The sequence below is a fragment of the Shinella yambaruensis genome (genome assembly GCF_050859155.1).
GTDB lineage: Bacteria > Pseudomonadota > Alphaproteobacteria > Rhizobiales > Rhizobiaceae > Shinella > Shinella yambaruensis.
The window spans coordinates 2,097,991-2,114,154 of record NZ_CP150638.1 but is presented as its reverse complement, the minus strand read 5'-3'; the positions used below and the strand labels follow the sequence as shown (position 1 = coordinate 2,114,154).

At 66.3% G+C, this 16,164-nt stretch carries 11 protein-coding genes and 1 riboswitch; of the genes, 8 read left to right on the top strand and 3 right to left on the bottom strand.

Going from position 1 to position 16,164, the window contains the following annotated elements; translation table 11 throughout:
- Window positions 1-50 precede the first annotated feature (50 nt).
- On the bottom strand, window positions 51-1,499 hold the full coding sequence (fumC, locus tag WMC41_RS10450) for a class II fumarate hydratase (RefSeq protein WP_432348044.1): 1,449 nt from the start codon (window positions 1,497-1,499) through the stop codon (window positions 51-53).
- Window positions 1,500-1,971: 472 nt separating this feature from the next.
- On the opposite strand from fumC, the gene WMC41_RS10445 reads away from it, so the two are divergent.
- Window positions 1,972-3,846, top strand: coding sequence for a L,D-transpeptidase family protein (locus WMC41_RS10445; protein WP_432348042.1), 1,875 nt, complete (start codon window positions 1,972-1,974; stop codon window positions 3,844-3,846).
- A gap of 112 nt (window positions 3,847-3,958) precedes the next feature.
- Here WMC41_RS10445 and WMC41_RS10440 read toward each other — a convergent pair whose 3' ends face one another.
- Window positions 3,959-5,887 carry an LTA synthase family protein gene (locus tag WMC41_RS10440; protein ID WP_432348041.1) on the bottom strand — a complete coding sequence of 643 codons (1,929 nt, stop codon included), beginning with the start codon at window positions 5,885-5,887 and terminating at the stop codon, window positions 3,959-3,961.
- A 313-nt stretch (window positions 5,888-6,200) separates the two neighbouring features.
- Here WMC41_RS10440 and WMC41_RS10435 point away from each other — a divergent pair, with 313 nt between their 5' ends.
- From WMC41_RS10435 to bluB, 5 genes are all read left to right on the top strand, one after another.
- Window positions 6,201-7,880 carry an NAD+ synthase gene (locus WMC41_RS10435; protein ID WP_432348039.1) on the top strand — a complete coding sequence of 560 codons (1,680 nt, stop codon included), beginning with the start codon at window positions 6,201-6,203 and terminating at the stop codon, window positions 7,878-7,880.
- Window positions 7,881-7,883: 3 nt separating this feature from the next.
- Complete coding sequence (locus tag WMC41_RS10430; protein WP_432348037.1) at window positions 7,884-8,231, top strand: hypothetical protein; 348 nt, start codon at window positions 7,884-7,886, stop codon at window positions 8,229-8,231.
- A gap of 150 nt (window positions 8,232-8,381) precedes the next feature.
- Complete coding sequence (locus WMC41_RS10425; RefSeq protein ID WP_432348035.1) at window positions 8,382-9,842, top strand: diguanylate cyclase domain-containing protein; 1,461 nt, start codon at window positions 8,382-8,384, stop codon at window positions 9,840-9,842.
- A gap of 232 nt (window positions 9,843-10,074) precedes the next feature.
- Entirely contained in the window at window positions 10,075-10,893 is an 819-nt protein-coding gene (locus tag WMC41_RS10420) for an SDR family oxidoreductase (RefSeq protein ID WP_432348033.1), read from the top strand.
- 56 nt (window positions 10,894-10,949) lie between these two features.
- A riboswitch (cobalamin riboswitch) is annotated at window positions 10,950-11,170 on the top strand.
- A gap of 46 nt (window positions 11,171-11,216) precedes the next feature.
- A complete protein-coding gene (bluB, locus tag WMC41_RS10415) occupies window positions 11,217-11,909 on the top strand; it encodes a 5,6-dimethylbenzimidazole synthase (protein ID WP_432348031.1) in 693 nt (230 codons plus the stop codon).
- On the opposite strand, the gene WMC41_RS10410 is transcribed toward bluB, so the two are convergent.
- A complete protein-coding gene (locus WMC41_RS10410) occupies window positions 11,902-13,008 on the bottom strand; it encodes a DUF2865 domain-containing protein (RefSeq protein WP_432348029.1) in 1,107 nt (368 codons plus the stop codon). The genes bluB and WMC41_RS10410 overlap by 8 nt on opposite strands.
- Window positions 13,009-13,275: 267 nt before the next feature.
- On the opposite strand from WMC41_RS10410, the gene WMC41_RS10405 reads away from it, so the two are divergent.
- Entirely contained in the window at window positions 13,276-14,337 is a 1,062-nt protein-coding gene (locus WMC41_RS10405; RefSeq protein ID WP_432348027.1) for a phytanoyl-CoA dioxygenase family protein, read from the top strand.
- A 151-nt stretch (window positions 14,338-14,488) separates the two neighbouring features.
- Complete coding sequence (locus WMC41_RS10400) at window positions 14,489-16,075, top strand: ABC-F family ATP-binding cassette domain-containing protein (RefSeq protein WP_432348025.1); 1,587 nt, start codon at window positions 14,489-14,491, stop codon at window positions 16,073-16,075.
- Window positions 16,076-16,164 lie beyond the last annotated feature (89 nt).

The window sequence follows — 16,164 nt, the reverse complement described above, 5'->3', positions numbered from 1 at the left end:
CAGATTCAATGATTTGCGGCCCTTGTAGAAGAATTTTCGAAAATTCTGCCTCAACCCGGCATAATCATTTTTTCCGGGCGTACAACCGCGTCGAATTCCTCGTTCGTGACATAGCCGCCGCCCACGGCTTCCTCGCGCAGCGTGGTGCCGTTCTTGTGCGCGGTCTTGGCGATCTTGGCGGCGTTGTCGTAGCCGATCTTCGGGGCGAGCGCGGTGACGAGCATCAGCGAACGGTCGAGCGCGGCCTTGATGTTGTCCTCGCGGGCCTCGATGCCCACGACGCAATTGTCCGTGAAGGAGATCGCGGCGTCGGAGAGGAGCTGGACGGACTGCAGGAAGTTATAGGCCATCAGCGGGTTGAAGACGTTCAGCTCGAAATGGCCCTGGCTGCCGGCGAAGGTGAGGGAGGCGTGATTGCCGAAGACCTGGGCGCAGACCTGGGTGAGGGCCTCGCACTGGGTCGGGTTGACCTTGCCGGGCATGATGGATGAGCCGGGTTCGTTTTCCGGCAGCGCCAGCTCGCCGAGGCCAGAGCGCGGGCCGGAGCCGAGGAAGCGGATGTCGTTGGCGATCTTGAACAGCGCGGCGGCGGCCGCATTGATCGCGCCGTGCGAGAACACCATGGAATCGTGGGCGGCCAGCGCCTCGAACTTGTTCGGCGCGGTCTTGAAGTCGATGCCGGTGATCGCGGTGATGTGCGCGGCGACCTTTTCGGCGAAGCCGACCGGGGCGTTGAGGCCGGTGCCGACGGCCGTGCCGCCCTGGGCGAGCTCGCACAGGCCCGGCAGCGTCATCTCGATGCGCTTGATGGAGGAGGCGACCTGCGCGGCGTAGCCGGAGAATTCCTGGCCGAGCGTCAGCGGGGTGGCGTCCTGCGTGTGCGTGCGGCCGATCTTGATGATATGGTCGAAGGCCTTCACCTTGGCTTCGAGGGCCGCATGCAGGTGCTTCAGCGCCGGCAGCAGGTCATGGACGATGCGCTCGGCGCAGGCGATGTGCATGGCCGTCGGGTAGGTGTCGTTCGACGACTGGCTCATGTTGACGTGGTCGTTCGGATGGACCGGCTTCTTCGAGCCCATGACGCCGCCGAGCATTTCGATCGCCCGGTTGGAGATCACCTCGTTGGCGTTCATGTTCGACTGGGTGCCCGAGCCCGTCTGCCAGACGACGAGCGGGAAATGATCGTTCAGCTTGCCGTCGATGACTTCCTGGGCCGCTTCCGTGATCGCCTTGCCGATGGCGGGGTCGAGGCGGTTCAGCTCCATGTTGGCGCGGGCGGCGGCCTGCTTGACGATGCCGAGCGCACGCACGACCGACAGCGGCTGCTTTTCCCAGCCGATCTTGAAGTTGCCGAGCGAGCGCTGGGCCTGCGCGCCCCAATAGCGGCTGTTCTCCACTTCGATGGGGCCGAATGTATCCGTTTCCGTGCGCGTCGATGTCATTGTGCTTCCCGCTAAATACCCATGCGCTTCGGTGAGCCGCCGGCGATGCCGCCGCATGGGAGGCGGCAGGCCGGGCACGCGCGTGCCCCCAAGGCCCCGCGCTGGCGCGAAAAAATCGCGCAAATCTCTGGCCCATCTGCGACGGGGTTGCAAGGGGCGGAATGACCGTGCGGGACGAGACTTTCGGTTAAAATCGATTAGGCCGGCGCGCGGTCGCCGGCAGGCCCGGCCGGGGCTTCCGGCGCTGTGCCTTTTCCATCACAATCGTCCGCTCGTTTTTTTCGCGCTCCGGGCGCGTCCTCGGGGATTTGCGCTTCCCGCGGAAAAAATCGCCGGCAATTCAAATTTTTACGGGGCCTCATCCGTCTGGCTTGCCAGGTCAGGCGTCACGGATTCGTGAGGTTTTGCGGAGAGGGCGGGAAGGGGCGTTTCCTTTTCATCAACCATCCTTTCCTATAACTTACCGGCCTGCTGGTTCGGGCGCCGCCAGAGACCGTGACGTACGGTTCATTCGGGGAATGGAATACAGATGAAGCTTACCAAGACTGCCATGCTGGCCGCCACGCTGGCTCTCTCCTGCGCCACCATTTCGCTCCATGCGACACCCGCCAACGCCCTTACCGTCATGGAATGGCTGAACGGCAAGAAGAAGCAGAAGGCCGAGCCGCTCCCCGGCGTCACGACCGGCGTGGCGCTGCCCGGCGCCGAGACGAAGCAGGCGGCAAAGCCGCTGCCGCGCGTCACCGGCCCGCGCTACTACACCTACAAGGCGGACGCCCTGAAGCGCGTCGCCGTCGATACGCTCGCCGACCCGGTCGTCACCAGCTCCATTTCGGCCGATGTCGCGCCGGCCGGCGATGCGGGCGTGCGCGCCGCCTTCTCCACCGTCGACGTGCGTGCGACGCCGGATGCCGCCAAGGCGGTCGAGACCTTCTACGGCACGCAGAGGAAATTCGTCTGGATCGACGGCACCGGCATCAACGACAAGGCGAAGACCGCCATCGCGGTGCTGGCCGATGCGGCGTCCGTGGGCCTCGACCCCTGGGACTATGCGGTCAAGATTCCGGCGGAAAGCTTCGACGGCGCCGCCATGAATGCGCGCTACAGCGAGCTCGCCGCCTTCGAGGTCGGCCTTTCCGCCGCCGTCGCCACCTATGTGCAGGACGCCGTGCGCGGCCGCATCGATCCGAACCGGATTTCCGGCTACCACGACTTCAAGCGCAAGGAGGTCAACCTCGTCGCGGCGCTGAAGAACGTGGCGATGAGCAGCAATGTCAGGGGCTATCTCGAAAGCCGCTCGCCGGCGAGCGGCGATTTCCGGGCGCTGAAGGCGGAGCTCGCCAAGCTGAGGGCCGAGACGTCGGGCGAGGACCGCGTCGTCATCGCCGAGGACACGCTGCTGAAGCCGGGCCAGAGCAACCCGGAGCTTGCCAATGTCGTCAAGGGCATCGTCAAGCACGGCTCGGATGCGCTGAAGACCGATCATTCGCTTGCCATCGCCACCTACAAGGACACGCCGGAATACACGCCCGAGTTGGTCGCGCTCGTCGAGGCCTTCCAGAAGGAGAACGGGCTGAAGCCGGACGGCGTCGTCGGCAAGGCATCGATCCGCAAGCTCACGGGCGGCGATTCGGTCGCCGACAAGATCGCCAAGCTGGAAGTGGCGCTGGAACAGGCGCGCTGGCTGCCGGTCGATCTCGGCGTCCGCCACGTCTTCATCAACCAGCCGGCCTTCCAGGTCTATTACCATGAGGACGGCGCGGAGAAGTTCTCGATGCGCACGGTGGTCGGCTCGAAATCGAACCAGACCTATTTCTTCGAGGACAAGGTGCAGACCGTCGAGGTGAACCCCTATTGGGGCGTGCCGCAGTCGATCATCATCAACGAGATGCTGCCGAAGCTCCGGAACGATCCGTCCTATCTCGACCGCATGGGCTACGAGGTTGCCGTCGGCGGCCGCGCGGTGGCCTCGTCCTCGGTCAACTGGTACGGATCGACCGCCGGCGTTTCCGTTCGCCAGCCGCCGAGCGGCGACAATGCGCTGGGGGAACTGAAGATCCTGTTCCCGAACAGCCATGCCATCTACATGCACGACACGCCGTCGAAGAGCTTCTTCAAGAGGGACATGCGGGCGTTGAGCCATGGCTGCGTGCGCCTTGCCGAGCCCCGCAAGATGGCGGCCGCCGTGCTGGGCATCAGCGAGGCGGAGGTCGGCAAGGAAATCGCTGCCGGCCGCAACAAGGCGCTGAACGTCAAGGCGGATATCCCGATCTACATCGCCTATTTCACCGCCTGGCCGAACAAGGACGGCGTGGTCGAGTATTTCGACGACGTTTATGACCGCGACAGCTACATGCGCAAGGCCTTTGCCGCCACGCAGAAGGCGCGGCAGGCGGAGGGCTGACCGAGCCCTCCGCTTCAACTCAGCGGATCCTTCCCGGGAATGGAATGCGAGGCGCCCTCTTCGGGCGCCTCTTTCGTTCAGCGATCGTCCTGAAAGCCGATTGGCCGGGAAATCAGGAGCCTGCCGCCATCAGCTCCGCATGGGAATTGAAGAAGCGCTCGAGACCGTACTGCTTGCCGAACATGATGTCGTGCTGCAGGAAGCGGAAGTCGCGCACCAGCGGGTCGATCGTCTTCTTGCGCGCCCAGCCGGCCGTGCCGTTGCCCTTGGCGTCGATCAGCATGTAGCGGTCGATGACGCGCAGCTTGTCGTGCACCGCGCCGAGGAAGCCGGTGTAGTAGGGATGCTCGAAGCCGGCTTCCTTGAGGATGTAGTAGGACAGGAAGGCCGGGCTGATCGTGCCGATCTCCTTTTGCGCGCCGGATTTGTTCGACCAGATGACGAGCGGGGTCTCGTGCTCCTTCTTCATCTGCTCGGGAGACCCCTTGCGCGAGGCGGTGATGCCCTTCATGTAGCCGGAATTCCTGTAGACCGTGTTGAGCGGCGGAAGATGGTCGCCGAAGACGACGATGATCGTCTCGCGGTCGCGTTCCTTCGCCCAGTCCATCAGCATCTTCAGGCTGCTGTCGGCTTCCTTGACGCCCTGGGCGTAGCTTGCCAGCATGCGGTTGTCGCGGGCGTCGAGCCTGCCGTCGACCTTGATGTCGGTCTTCGCGTAGCGGCCGTCGTCATAGGGGCCGTGGCCCTGCAGGGTGACGGTGAAGAAGAAGAACGGGTCATCCTGCATGTCCGCCTGGCGGATGAGCTCCTTCGTCAGCGCCTCGTCGGAGGTGAAGTTGCCGCGCTTTTCCAGCGGAGGCATCTTCTCGACGTCCTTGAAGGTCTCGAAGCCGAAGGCCTTGTAGACGCTCGTGCGGTTCCAGAACCAGCCGGAGAACGGGTGGATGGCGCGCGCGGTATAGCCTTCCGCCCGGAAGAAGGTGGCGAGCGAAGGGATCGGCTTGCGCACATATTGCTGGTAGGGGATCGAGCCCATCGGCAGGAAGGCGTTGGAAAAGCCCGTCAGCGCCTCGAACTCGACATTGGCGGTCAGCCCGCCGAATTCCGGGGAGAAGACGCCGCCGCCCTGGTTCTCGCGGATCACCGGCATCGGGTCGGCCGAGAGCTTCACGCTTTCAAGGCGTGTCGGGTCCCACAGCGATTCGCTCATGACGACGATGACGTCAGGCTTGCCGCGGTGGCTCGTGCCGACCGGCATGGGCTTTGACGGGATCTTGTCGATCGCCTCGGTCATGTAGCCGGCAGGAGTCTGCACGTTGGCCATCGGCAGGTTGATGGCGAACGCCATGACGAAGCCGTTGTGGCGATAGTTCTCCGCCTGGTCCCACATGATCGGGAAGACCTTCAGCCGGTCGCGGACCCAGGAGAACTCGTTGTAGTCCATGACGGAGACGAAGCCGGCCAGAAGCGGCAGCGCGACGGCAAGCCGCGTCAGGCGCTCCTTCTTCGTCAGCGGCCGGAAACGGCGCCAGGCGAAGACCCAGAGGCTGACGAGGCCGACGACCGAGGCGAGGACGGCGAGCGCGAGAAGGGCGGCCGTCCACGGCCGGTCCTGCACCAGCACCGGCATCAGCTCCAGGATCTGGCGGCCGAAGAGCAGGTCCGTCGGATAGAGCGGATCGGTGAGGAAGACCTGCTTCTGCTGGGAGATCACGCCCATCAGCACGACGAGCGGCGAGACGAGCAGGACGGCCTTGTGCTGGCGGCCGATCAGTGCGTCGATGGCGAGGTAGAGCAGGAAGAAGACGCCGGTCGTCGTCCAGGCCGGCTGTCCGGGATTGGTGAAATAACTCCATGTCTGGTCGAGCGAGCCGCGCGTGACGAATTCGACGACGACGACGGTGAGGAGCGCGAGAAGCCCGGAAACGGCAAGCGAACGCAGGACGGCGAGCGCCTTGGCGTGACGCGCGAAGAAGCCTGCCTCGGCGGCGATCTCTTCGTTTGCATTGATCGCCACGGTGGCGGAGGTGAGCAGGGCCAAGGCCGTCTCCAGATTTCATGAAAGTTTCGTGTATCTGTCATACGGTTGTCATCTTGAACAGGAGATGAACGTTTTCTGCAACGTTCTTCCCCTGTTTTGGTTCCTGCGTCGCAGGGCTGCGGTGGCGCGCCGAACCCCTTGAAAACCGGACATTTCCGCCGAAAGCGCCGGCAAAGGTTCCGCCCTTCATTCCCAAAACGCCCGTCATGCTCTAAAGAGCTTGTCGACCGTTCGAGAGTGCGACAGCGACGCGCGGCCGCAGGCTCGGGCACCAGCAGGAGATGGGTCCGCAGACATGACTTCCGATCAAGACATGACCTCAGATCAGGGCAGGGCGACGCTGCGCATCGCGGTTGCGCAATTGAACCCGACCGTCGGCGACGTCGCCGGAAACCTCGCCAAGGCGCGCGCCGCCCGCGAGGACGCCGCCCGGCAGGGCGCCGACCTGCTGCTCCTGACCGAACTCTTCATCTCCGGCTATCCGCCGGAAGACCTCGTGCTGAAGCCCGCCTTCCTGAAGGCCTGCCGGCGCGCCGTCGACGATCTCGCTGCCGATACCGCCAGGGGCGGCCCCGGCGTCATCATCGGCTTTCCAAGGCAGGACGAGACGGGGCGCTACAACGCGGTCGCCGTCATCGACGGCGGCAAGGTGATCGCGGTGCGCGACAAGGTGGACCTGCCGAACTACGGCGAATTCGACGAAAAGCGCGTCTTCGACCAGGGCGCGATGCCGGGTCCTGTCAATTTCCGCGGCGTGCGCCTCGGCATCCCGATCTGCGAGGACATCTGGGGCGATCTCGGCGTCTGCGAGACGCTGGCCGAGAGCGGCGCGGAAATCCTGCTGTCGCCGAACGGCTCGCCCTACTATCGCGGCAAGGTCGACATCCGCCACCAGGTCGCCCTGAAGCAGGTCATCGAGACCGGCCTGCCGCTCATCTACGCCAACCAGCTCGGCGGCCAGGACGAGCTGGTCTTCGACGGCGCCAGCTTCGCCTTCAACGCCGACAAGTCGCTCGCCTTCCAGATGAGCCAGTTCGAGGAGACGATCGCGCTGACCACCTGGAAGAAGCGTGCGGACGGCTGGGTCTGCGACGGCGGGCCGACGTCGCGCATTCCCGAGAAGGAGGAAGCGGACTACCGTGCGTGCCTGCTCGGCTTTCGCGACTACGTCAACAAGAACGGCTTCAAGAACGTCGTGCTCGGCCTGTCCGGCGGCATCGATTCGGCGATCTGCGCGGCGATCGCCGTCGACGCGCTCGGCGAGGAGCGGGTGCGCTGCATCATGATGCCCTATCGCTATACGTCGAAGGATTCGCTGAAGGACGCGGCCGATTGCGCCCGGCTGCTCGGCTGCCGCTACGACATCGTGCCGATCGAGGCGCCGGTGACCGGCTTCCTCTCCTCGCTTTCGGAGCTCTTCGAGGGCACCGAGGAAGGCATTACAGAGGAGAACCTCCAGAGCCGCGCGCGCGGAACCATCCTCATGGCGGTCTCCAACAAGTTCGGCTCGATGGTCGTCACGACCGGCAACAAGTCGGAGATGTCGGTCGGCTATGCGACGCTCTACGGCGACATGAACGGCGGCTTCAACCCGATCAAGGACCTTTACAAGATGCAGGTCTACGCCATTTCGCGCTGGCGCAACGCACATGTGCCGCCGGGCGCGCTCGGGCCGACGGGAGAGGTGATCCCGAAGAACATCATCGACAAGGCACCGTCCGCGGAGCTGCGCCCCAACCAGACCGACCAGGATTCGCTGCCGCCCTATCCGGTGCTCGACGACATCCTCGAATGCCTGGTGGAGCTGGAGATGAGCACCGAGGAGATCGTCGCCCGCGGGCATGACGCGGCGACCGTGCACCGGATCGAGCACCTGCTCTACATCGCCGAATACAAGCGCCGCCAGTCCGCCCCGGGCGTGAAGATCACCAAGAAGAATTTCGGTCGCGACCGGCGCTACCCGATCACCAACCGCTATCGCGACCGGGGGTAGGGCGTGGACGGGCCTGCCGACGCGCCGGCCGCTCGCCCGGCCTTCACCGAGGAGGAAATCCGGCTGATCCGGCTGTGGTCGCTGAGCGACCTTTCGGCCGGACGGCAGCTTTCGGCGCAGATCGCCTATTTCGCGACGCCGGCGGTTTTCGGCCTCTACGGCCTTGCGACCGGCGGCCTCGTCGTCCTCGGCGTCGCCTTCCTCTCCATCCTGCTTCTCCTCGCCTGGGGTTTCGTCACCACCTGGCGCGACCAGCGCAACCTCGTCCTGATGCAGTCGATCTGCCGGAAACTCTCGGCGGGCGAGGAGAGGGAGCCGGCGGGCTTCCCAGATCCGGCCAGCCGGAGTTAAGTTTTCGCTCACCAGCCCGCTTAAGCGAATTTTGCCGTCTGTCAGCTAGCCTTCGTTCAACAAAGCCGGGCAAACCGGCGGGGGACAGGCAGGGAAACAATGACGGGCAAGGCGCAAGGGGGCCGCGCGACGCGGCGACGCGGGGTTGGTTTGGCGATCCGCACGGCGGCGGTGATGATCGTCCTGCTCTTCGGGGCCGCCAATTATCTCGTGCTCGACTATGCGATCGAGCGGGCCGACAGCTTCGTCGCCGAGACGGAGCGCACGCTGGTACGCAACGAGTTCAGCCACCAGATCGACCAGGTGGTGCAGTACCAGAGCCAGATTTCCTTCTGGGACAAGACCTTCGACGAACTGAAGGACGGCATGCCGGGCGATGCCTTCGTGCGTGACCAGATCCGCGACTGGATGTGGGCCGACTTCGGGTTCTCCTGGATGATCTTCACCACGCCGGGCGGCGAGAAGGTGCTCGGCGTCCATCGCGGCGACAAGGTCTCCGAACGCAAGGCACGCGAGAAGCTGCACTGGGTGAGCGACCTCACGCTGAAGGCGGAGCGGGCCTACCGGGAGGCGCTGTCGCCCGACCGCGGCGGCTGGCAGGTCGAGGGTGCCAGGGAGGATCCCGACCTCCTGACGCCGGCGCTGCCGCAAATCCACGTCTCCGGCATGCGCCTCATCGACCGGGTCATGAGCATCGTCGTCGTGCAGGCGGTCATTCCGAAGTCGCTCTACATTCCCGCAAGCCGGATGCAGCCGACGTTGCTGATCACGGTCAAGCCCGTCTCGCAGAAGATGCTTCTGAACACCGAGCGGCGGCTCGGCGTGCACGATCTCGGCTTCACGCCCATCGTGACGCAGGAGCCGGGGCTGGTGATGACGCCGGTCGGCGCCGACACCTACAATCCGATGGTCGCCTCCTGGCGGCCGAACATGCCCGGCACCTTCGTGTGGAAATCGGCGCTGCCGCAGATCGCGATGTTCGTGCTGGTCTTTGCCGGCGTCATGCTCTTCGTCACGCTGCGCTTTTCCGCGCTCGTCAAGGCGCTGCAGCGCAGCGAGGCGCAGAACGCCTTCCTCGCGCGGCACGATCCGCTGACGGGACTGAAGAACCGCAGCGGCTTCGACGAGGAGGTGCGCCGCGCGATCCGCAAGGGCGAGGCTAGGCCCTTCTCGATCCTCGCGCTCGACCTCGACCGGTTCAAGGCCGTCAACGACCGGTACGGCCATGCGGCGGGCGATGCGGTGCTGCAGACCGTCGCCCGGCGCTTTTCCGAGCGCATCGGCACGCTCGGCTCGGTGGCGCGCCTCGGCGGCGACGAGTTTTCCGTGCTGCTCACCGGCGACTTCAGCCGGGAGGCGCTCCTCGATCTCGCCGAAAGCCTCGTGCGGGATGCGCAGACGCCGATCGCGCATGACGGGCAGCTTCTGGCGATCGGCGGCAGCGCGGGCATCGCCCAGTTCCCCGACCACGGCAGCGGCCTGCATGACGTGATGGTGATGGCGGATGCCGCGCTCTATGCGGCCAAGAATGGCGGGCGCAACCGCGCCGTCCATGCGGGCGATATGGGCCGCGATGCGGTTGCCGAGGCCGGCACGGCGCGCGCGGCTTGAGGCCGCTTGTGCTGAAGCTCCCTAGCGCCTTGTTTCCACAGGTTTTCTGGTCAGGGGTCTCTCACATCGCGGCTGACCTTCGGCAAAGGCAATCGGGCCAGCTCGCTTCGGCCTCCAGAAATGAGTTGAGAAACAGTTGGATAGAGGCTTTGCTTGCTGAAGTGAGTCAGGTGCCGGTCGGCTTCTTGCGGTTCGCCGGGAAGCGCCGGCCGGTTTGCGAGGGAGGCATGGCATGAGCGAGGGTGCGCGGCTGGACGGCAAGATCGCCGTCGTCACGGGAGGGACGCAGGGACTGGGCGCGACGATCGCCCGGCTCTTTGCCGAGCGGGGCGCGGCGGGCCTCGTCATCTGCGGGCGCAATGCCGCCAAGGGCGAGGCGAAGGCGAGGGAGATCTCCGGCGCGACGGGCGTGGCGACGCTCTATGTGAAGGCCGATCTCGGCGCGGTCGAGGATGCGCGCGCGGTCATTGCCGCCTGCGACGAGGCCTTCGGCCGTGTGGATGCGCTGGTCAATGCCGCGGCCATCACCGACCGCGGCACGATCCTCGATACGAGCCCCGAGCTCTTCGACCGCATGTTCGCGGTCAATGTGCGTGCGCCGTTCTTCCTGATGCAGGAGGCGATCAAGGTGATGCGGCGCGAGAAGACCGAGGGCACCATCGTCAATATCGGCTCGATGTCGGCCAAGGCCGGCCAGCCCTTCATTTCCGCCTATTGCGCCTCCAAGGGCGCGCTGGAGACGCTGACCAAGAACACGGCCTATGCCGTGCTGCGCAACCGCATCCGTGTCAACGGCCTCAATATCGGCTGGATGGCCTCGGAGGGCGAGGACCGCATCCAGCGCGAATTCCACGGCGCGGCCGACGACTGGCTGGCCAAGGCCGCGGCAAGCCAGCCCTTCGGGCGGCTCGTCGATCCGGCCGAGGTGGCGCGGGCCAGCGCCTATCTCTCCTCGCCGGAATCCGGCCTGATGACCGGCTCGGTGATCTGCTTCGACCAGTCGGTCTGGGGCGCCTATGACGGCTCGCCCCATCCGGAGGCGCCGCTCTGAGGCGCAGACGCGGCGACGTGTGGCGCGGACGGGCTTGATCGCGCCCGCGCGTCGTGCGCATATCCTCCGCGTCAGGTGCCCGCTCCGGCGGGAGAATCGGGAATCCGGTGCGGGCGGAAAGCCCAGGTCCGGAACGTGCCCAACGCTGTGACGGGGATGGTCTGCGCCATGAAAGCCTGAATCGATTCAGGCTTTTGCCACTGGTTGTTCAACCGGGAAGGCAGGCGTCGGCCGCGTGACCCGAAGTCAGAAGACCGGCCTGGCACGATAGACCGAACCGCGCGGACGGCGGCAGGTCGTGACGCATTGTTGGGGAGATGACGATGCGAAGCGAACCCTTGGGCCCTCTGGTCCGGGCGGGCGCCTTTTCCCGCGAGGAAAGGCAGGCCGTCTACCGTGCCATCGAAACGCGCCGCGACGTGCGCGACCAGTTCCTGCCCGATCCGCTGCCGGACGATCTCGTCGGCCGCCTGCTGCAGGCCGCCCACAATGCCCCGTCCGTCGGCTTCATGCAGCCGTGGAACTTCCTTTTGGTGCGCGGCGCTGAGACACGGCGGGCGGTGCATGCGGCCTTCCTGAAGGCCAATGGCGAGGCGGCGGCGATGTTCGAAGGGGAGCGGCAGGCGCAGTATCGCGCGCTGAAGCTCGAGGGCATCCTGAAGGCGCCGCTGTCGATCTGCGTCACCTGCGATCCGACCCGCGGCGGCGCGGTGGTGCTCGGGCGCACGCACAATCCGCGCATGGACGTCTATTCCACGGTCTGCGCCGTGCAGAACCTTTGGCTGGCGGCGCGGGCGGAAGGCGTGGGCGTCGGCTGGGTCAGCATCTTCCACGACAGCGACATCCGTTCGATCCTCGGCATCCCCGAGCATGTGGAGATCGTTGCCTGGCTCTGCGTCGGCTTCGTCGACCGGCTCTATGGCGAGCCGGAACTGGCGGTGAAGGGATGGCGGCAGCGCCTGCCGCTGGAAGAGCTGGTGTTCGAGGAGCGCTGGCCGGGGGAGGGCGTCAGTTGACGCCGGCATCCACCGGGCGGCCGAGGTCGATGGCGGATTCGTTGGCCGGCAGGAAGACCGGGCCGACCGTGCGCACCTTGCTGTTCGCCGGGTCGTAGTCGCGTTCCTCGACCTTCGCCGGCACCTTGACCGGGGTTTCCACCTTCTTGGGCAGGGTGCGGATGGTGGTGATCGAGCCGGTCTCCGCCTCGTCTCCCGCGCCGGCGCGGGCCGTCTCGCCCTCGCCCTTCAGCGCTTTCTCGCGCTTGATCATCTCCTGGTAATAGGCAGAAAGATTGCAGCCGCAGGTGCCGGGCTTGGAGAGGTCGCGCGTGCGGTAGGAGAAGGCGTTCGGCATCTCGTAATAGGGCCGGCCGGTGACGGTGGAGGTCATCTGCTCGGTTTCCTGGCCGCTGGTCATCGACTGGTAGAACAACTCCGTCTCGGTCTGCGGACACATCATCGCGCAGACCTTCTGGTCACGCCGGAAGTCGAGCGGCGTCGCGCCGGAGGAGATCGGGAAGAAACCGCCGTCGCAGGTGCGCACGCAGACGGTGCGCAGGTTGCCATGGCCGTTGCTGCCGCCTTGCGTGCGCAGCTGCAGGCGCTCGCTGCCTTCCGGGGCGGTGCCGAGCGGCAGGGTGCGCCTGTCGTCGAGCGTGCGCAGCGTTTCCGTCGCCGCGACCGGCATGACCCTTGCCTCGTCGCCGCAGCCATTGCTTTCCAGGAGGGCGGTGAGGCGGTTGCGCTTGCTCTGCGAGGACGTGCCGCCGGCAAATTCGCGGCGCTTCTTGTCGAGGATTTCGAGGTTGCGCACCATCTTGCCGATGACCGTCGCGAGCGTGCCGCAGGCCTCGGCATTCGCGCCGCCGATGACGATGATGCTGCCGCTCGAGCAGCCGAGACGGCGCTGGTCGCTCCTGGCCTTGCGCAGCTGGATGTTCTGGCGGGCGATGGCGCCGGCATATTTGCGGGCGCTTGCAGTGTCGACCACCACCTTGGGCAGGTTGGCAAGCTCCGCCTGAAGCCGCTCGCACACGCCCGCCGCCGCCGGGCCGCCCGAAAAGGCGAGCGTCAGCCCGGTCGCAATGGCAAGGAGGAGGCGGACAGACCCTTTCAAATCATCGATCCCGTGAATGTGGATGGGCCGCGATCGGCCGCACGTACGGCCCTATCATAGGCCGTGGCGGGGGAAGCGCAACGCGCTCCCGGATTTGTGATTAACGCCGGTCATAAAATATGAGTTGCGTATTCATCTTTTTGGCCGTGCCCCGCAATTGATCTCCCCTGGGCCTTGGTGTAGCACTCTCGTCAAACTCAACAGCCGGTCTGCGCCCTTGCCGCGCAACCGCCCCTGGCGGAAACCGGCCCTTGCAGGCAGGTCATCATGCGCATTTCGTCCATCTTGCTCAGCCCCTGGTACGCGCTCCAGCTCGCGTCCGGCGCAAAATCCTTCGCGGACAATCCCATCATCGGCAGCAAATGGCTGAACCGGAAGGGCCTGCACGAAAAGCGCGTCTCGCTCGCCATGCGCATGGCCGCCTGGCGCCGCAGGAAGCTGGAGAACCTCGTCGCCCCGGAATACCGCCGGCAATATGCCGAGAACGGGTTCGTGAAGATCGAGAACTTCCTGTCGCCGGAGGTCTTCGAGGCGGTCACCCGCGAGATCGCCGAGCGGGATTTCGAGCGCTACGACATGCTGCAGGGCGATACCGTCACGCGCCGCGCGATCATCGACGACCGCGACCTCGAAAGCCTGCCGGGCTTCAAGGCGGCGCGCAACGACCCGCGCATCACCAACCTCCTGCGCTACGTCTCGTCCCATGCCGGCCAGCCGCTGCTCGTCGTGCAGGTGGTGATGGCGCTGCCGTCCGTCGTCACGCAGGGCTCGACCGATCCGCAGACCGCGCTGCACAGCGACACGTTCCAGCCGACGGCCAAGGCATGGCTCTTCCTGCGCGATGTCGGCGAGGAGGACGGTCCGTTCGCCTATGTGCCGGGCTCGCACGAGATGACGCCGCAGCGCCTTGCCTGGGAGCGCCGCATCAGCGAGAATGCCGATGCGATCGAGAACAAGTATTCTGCGCGCGGCTCGCTGCGCATCATGCCGGACGAGCTGACGGCGCTGGGCTATGGCCAGCCGGTCAAGATGACGGTGAAGGCGAACACCCTGGTCGTCGCCGACACCCACGGCTTCCATGCCCGCAGCCCGAGCTACAAGACGACGACACGCATCGAGATCTACGGCTCGCTGCGCCGCAACCCCTTCCTGCCATTCACCGGCCTGCACATCGCCTCGCTGCCCTTCATCGCCTCCGGCATGAACCGGCTGATCATCTCCGCCATGGGTTTTCGCGCAAAGCTCGGCCTCAAGGGCTCGCCCTGGAAGGATGCCGGCCAGGGCAAGGCCGATGAGTGGTCGAAGCGGCTGAAGCAGCCCTCGGCCTGAGCCTTAAGACCGGACGACCCGGCTGCCGCCCTTGCAACGCGGCCGGTTCGTCCCTAGATTTCCGGCAACGCAATGCCGACCGGATGGTGCACCATGGATTTCAACCCGACCGCAAACCGACTTCGTTTTGTCCTCGGGGAAATCCGTATCCATGCCGCATTCCATCACCCTCTCGAAAATCCGGTGGTCCACGCCTGACGGCCACCCCCTCCTTTCCGATCTCGACCTGACCTTCGGCGCCGAGCGCGCCGGCCTCATCGGCCGCAACGGCGTCGGCAAGACGACGCTGCTGAAGCTCGTGGCCGGCGCGCTGGTGCCGCAGGCCGGCAGCGTCACCGTGAACGGCACGCTCGGGCTCCTGCGCCAGAGCGTGCAGGTCAGCCCGCAGGAAACCGTCGCCAGCCTGTTCGGCATCGCCGGGGCGCTCGACCTGCTTTCCCGCGCCGCGCGCGGGGAGGCGGACGCCGACGCCCTTGCCGATGCGGACTGGACGCTGGAGGCGCGGCTTGCCGCCGCGCTTGCCCGCGTCGGGCTGGAGGCGGAGCCGCGGACGCCGCTTGCCGCCCTTTCCGGCGGGCAGCGCACCCGCGCGGCGCTCGCCGCCCTCATCTTCCGCGAGCCCGACTTCCTGCTGCTCGACGAGCCGACGAACAATCTCGACCGCGACGGGCGGCAGGCGGTCATCGATCTCCTTGCCGGCTGGCGGGCGGGGGCGATCGTCGTCAGCCACGACCGCGCGCTGCTGGAGACCATGGATGCCATCGTCGAGCTGACGACGCTCGGCGCGACCCGCTATGGCGGCAACTGGAGCGCCTATCGCGAACGCAAGGCGCTGGAGCTCGCCGCCGCCCATCGCGACCTTGCGGATGCGGAAAAGCACGCCGCCGAGGTGGCGCGCACCATGCAGGTCGTCGCCGAGCGCAAGGCGCGCAAGGACAGCGCCGGCCGCCGCAAGAGGGCGCGCGGCGACATTCCACGCATCATGCTGGGCGCCATGAAGGAGCGCAGCGAGTTGACGGGCGGCGCGAATGCGCGGCTTGCCGAGGACCGGCAGGCGCAGGCGGGCGAGGCGGTGGCGGCGGCGCGCGAGCGCATCGAGATCCTCCAGCCGCTGACCGTCGCCGTGCCGCCGACACATCTTTCCGCCGGCAGGACGGTGCTCCGGATGGACGGCGTCACCGCCGGCTACCGGGCGGATCACCCGGTCATCCGCGACCTGTCCTTCACCATGACCGGGCCGGAGCGGGTGGCTGTGACGGGGCCGAACGGTTCGGGCAAGACGACCTTTCTGGCGCTCGTCACCGGCGCGCTCGCCCCCTGGCGGGGCAGCGTGCGCCTCCTTGCGGACGCCGCCATGCTCGACCAGAAGGTGAGCCTGCTCGATCCGGCCCTGTCGATCCGCGACAATTTTCGCCGGATCAATCCCGAGGCCGGCGAGAATGCCTGCCGGGCGGCGCTGGCGCGCTTCATGTTTCGCGCGGATGCCGCCCTGCAGGTCACCGGCAGCCTTTCGGGCGGGCAGCTCTTGCGCGCCGGCCTTGCCTGCGTGCTCGGCGGAGACACGCCGCCGGCGCTGCTGATCCTCGACGAGCCGACGAACCATCTGGACATCGATTCGATCGAGGCGGTGGAGGCGGGGCTGCGGGCCTATGACGGCGCGCTCCTCGTCGTCAGCCACGACGAGGCGTTTCTTGCGGCGATCGGCATGACGCGCCGGCTGGCGCTTTCGGCGATATGAGATGATGCCGGGCCGCCACCCATTCCTCCGTCAGGTCGGTTCTCACCCGGCCATCCACGCCGCGCCCGGAGCGTGGACCCTCGGGGCAA

Coding starts and splice junctions, on each gene's coding strand:
- bluB (WP_432348031.1), top strand. CDS start 11,217: ATGCGAAGCGAACCCTTGGGCCCTCTGGTCCGGGCGGGCGCCTTTTCC.
- WMC41_RS10420 (WP_432348033.1), top strand. CDS start 10,075: ATGAGCGAGGGTGCGCGGCTGGACGGCAAGATCGCCGTCGTCACGGGA.
- fumC (WP_432348044.1), bottom strand. CDS start 1,499: ATGCGGCGGCATCGCCGGCGGCTCACCGAAGCGCATGGGTATTTAGCG.
- WMC41_RS10445 (WP_432348042.1), top strand. CDS start 1,972: ATGAAGCTTACCAAGACTGCCATGCTGGCCGCCACGCTGGCTCTCTCC.
- WMC41_RS10435 (WP_432348039.1), top strand. CDS start 6,201: ATGACCTCAGATCAGGGCAGGGCGACGCTGCGCATCGCGGTTGCGCAA.
- WMC41_RS10405 (WP_432348027.1), top strand. CDS start 13,276: ATGCGCATTTCGTCCATCTTGCTCAGCCCCTGGTACGCGCTCCAGCTC.
- WMC41_RS10400 (WP_432348025.1), top strand. CDS start 14,489: ATGCCGCATTCCATCACCCTCTCGAAAATCCGGTGGTCCACGCCTGAC.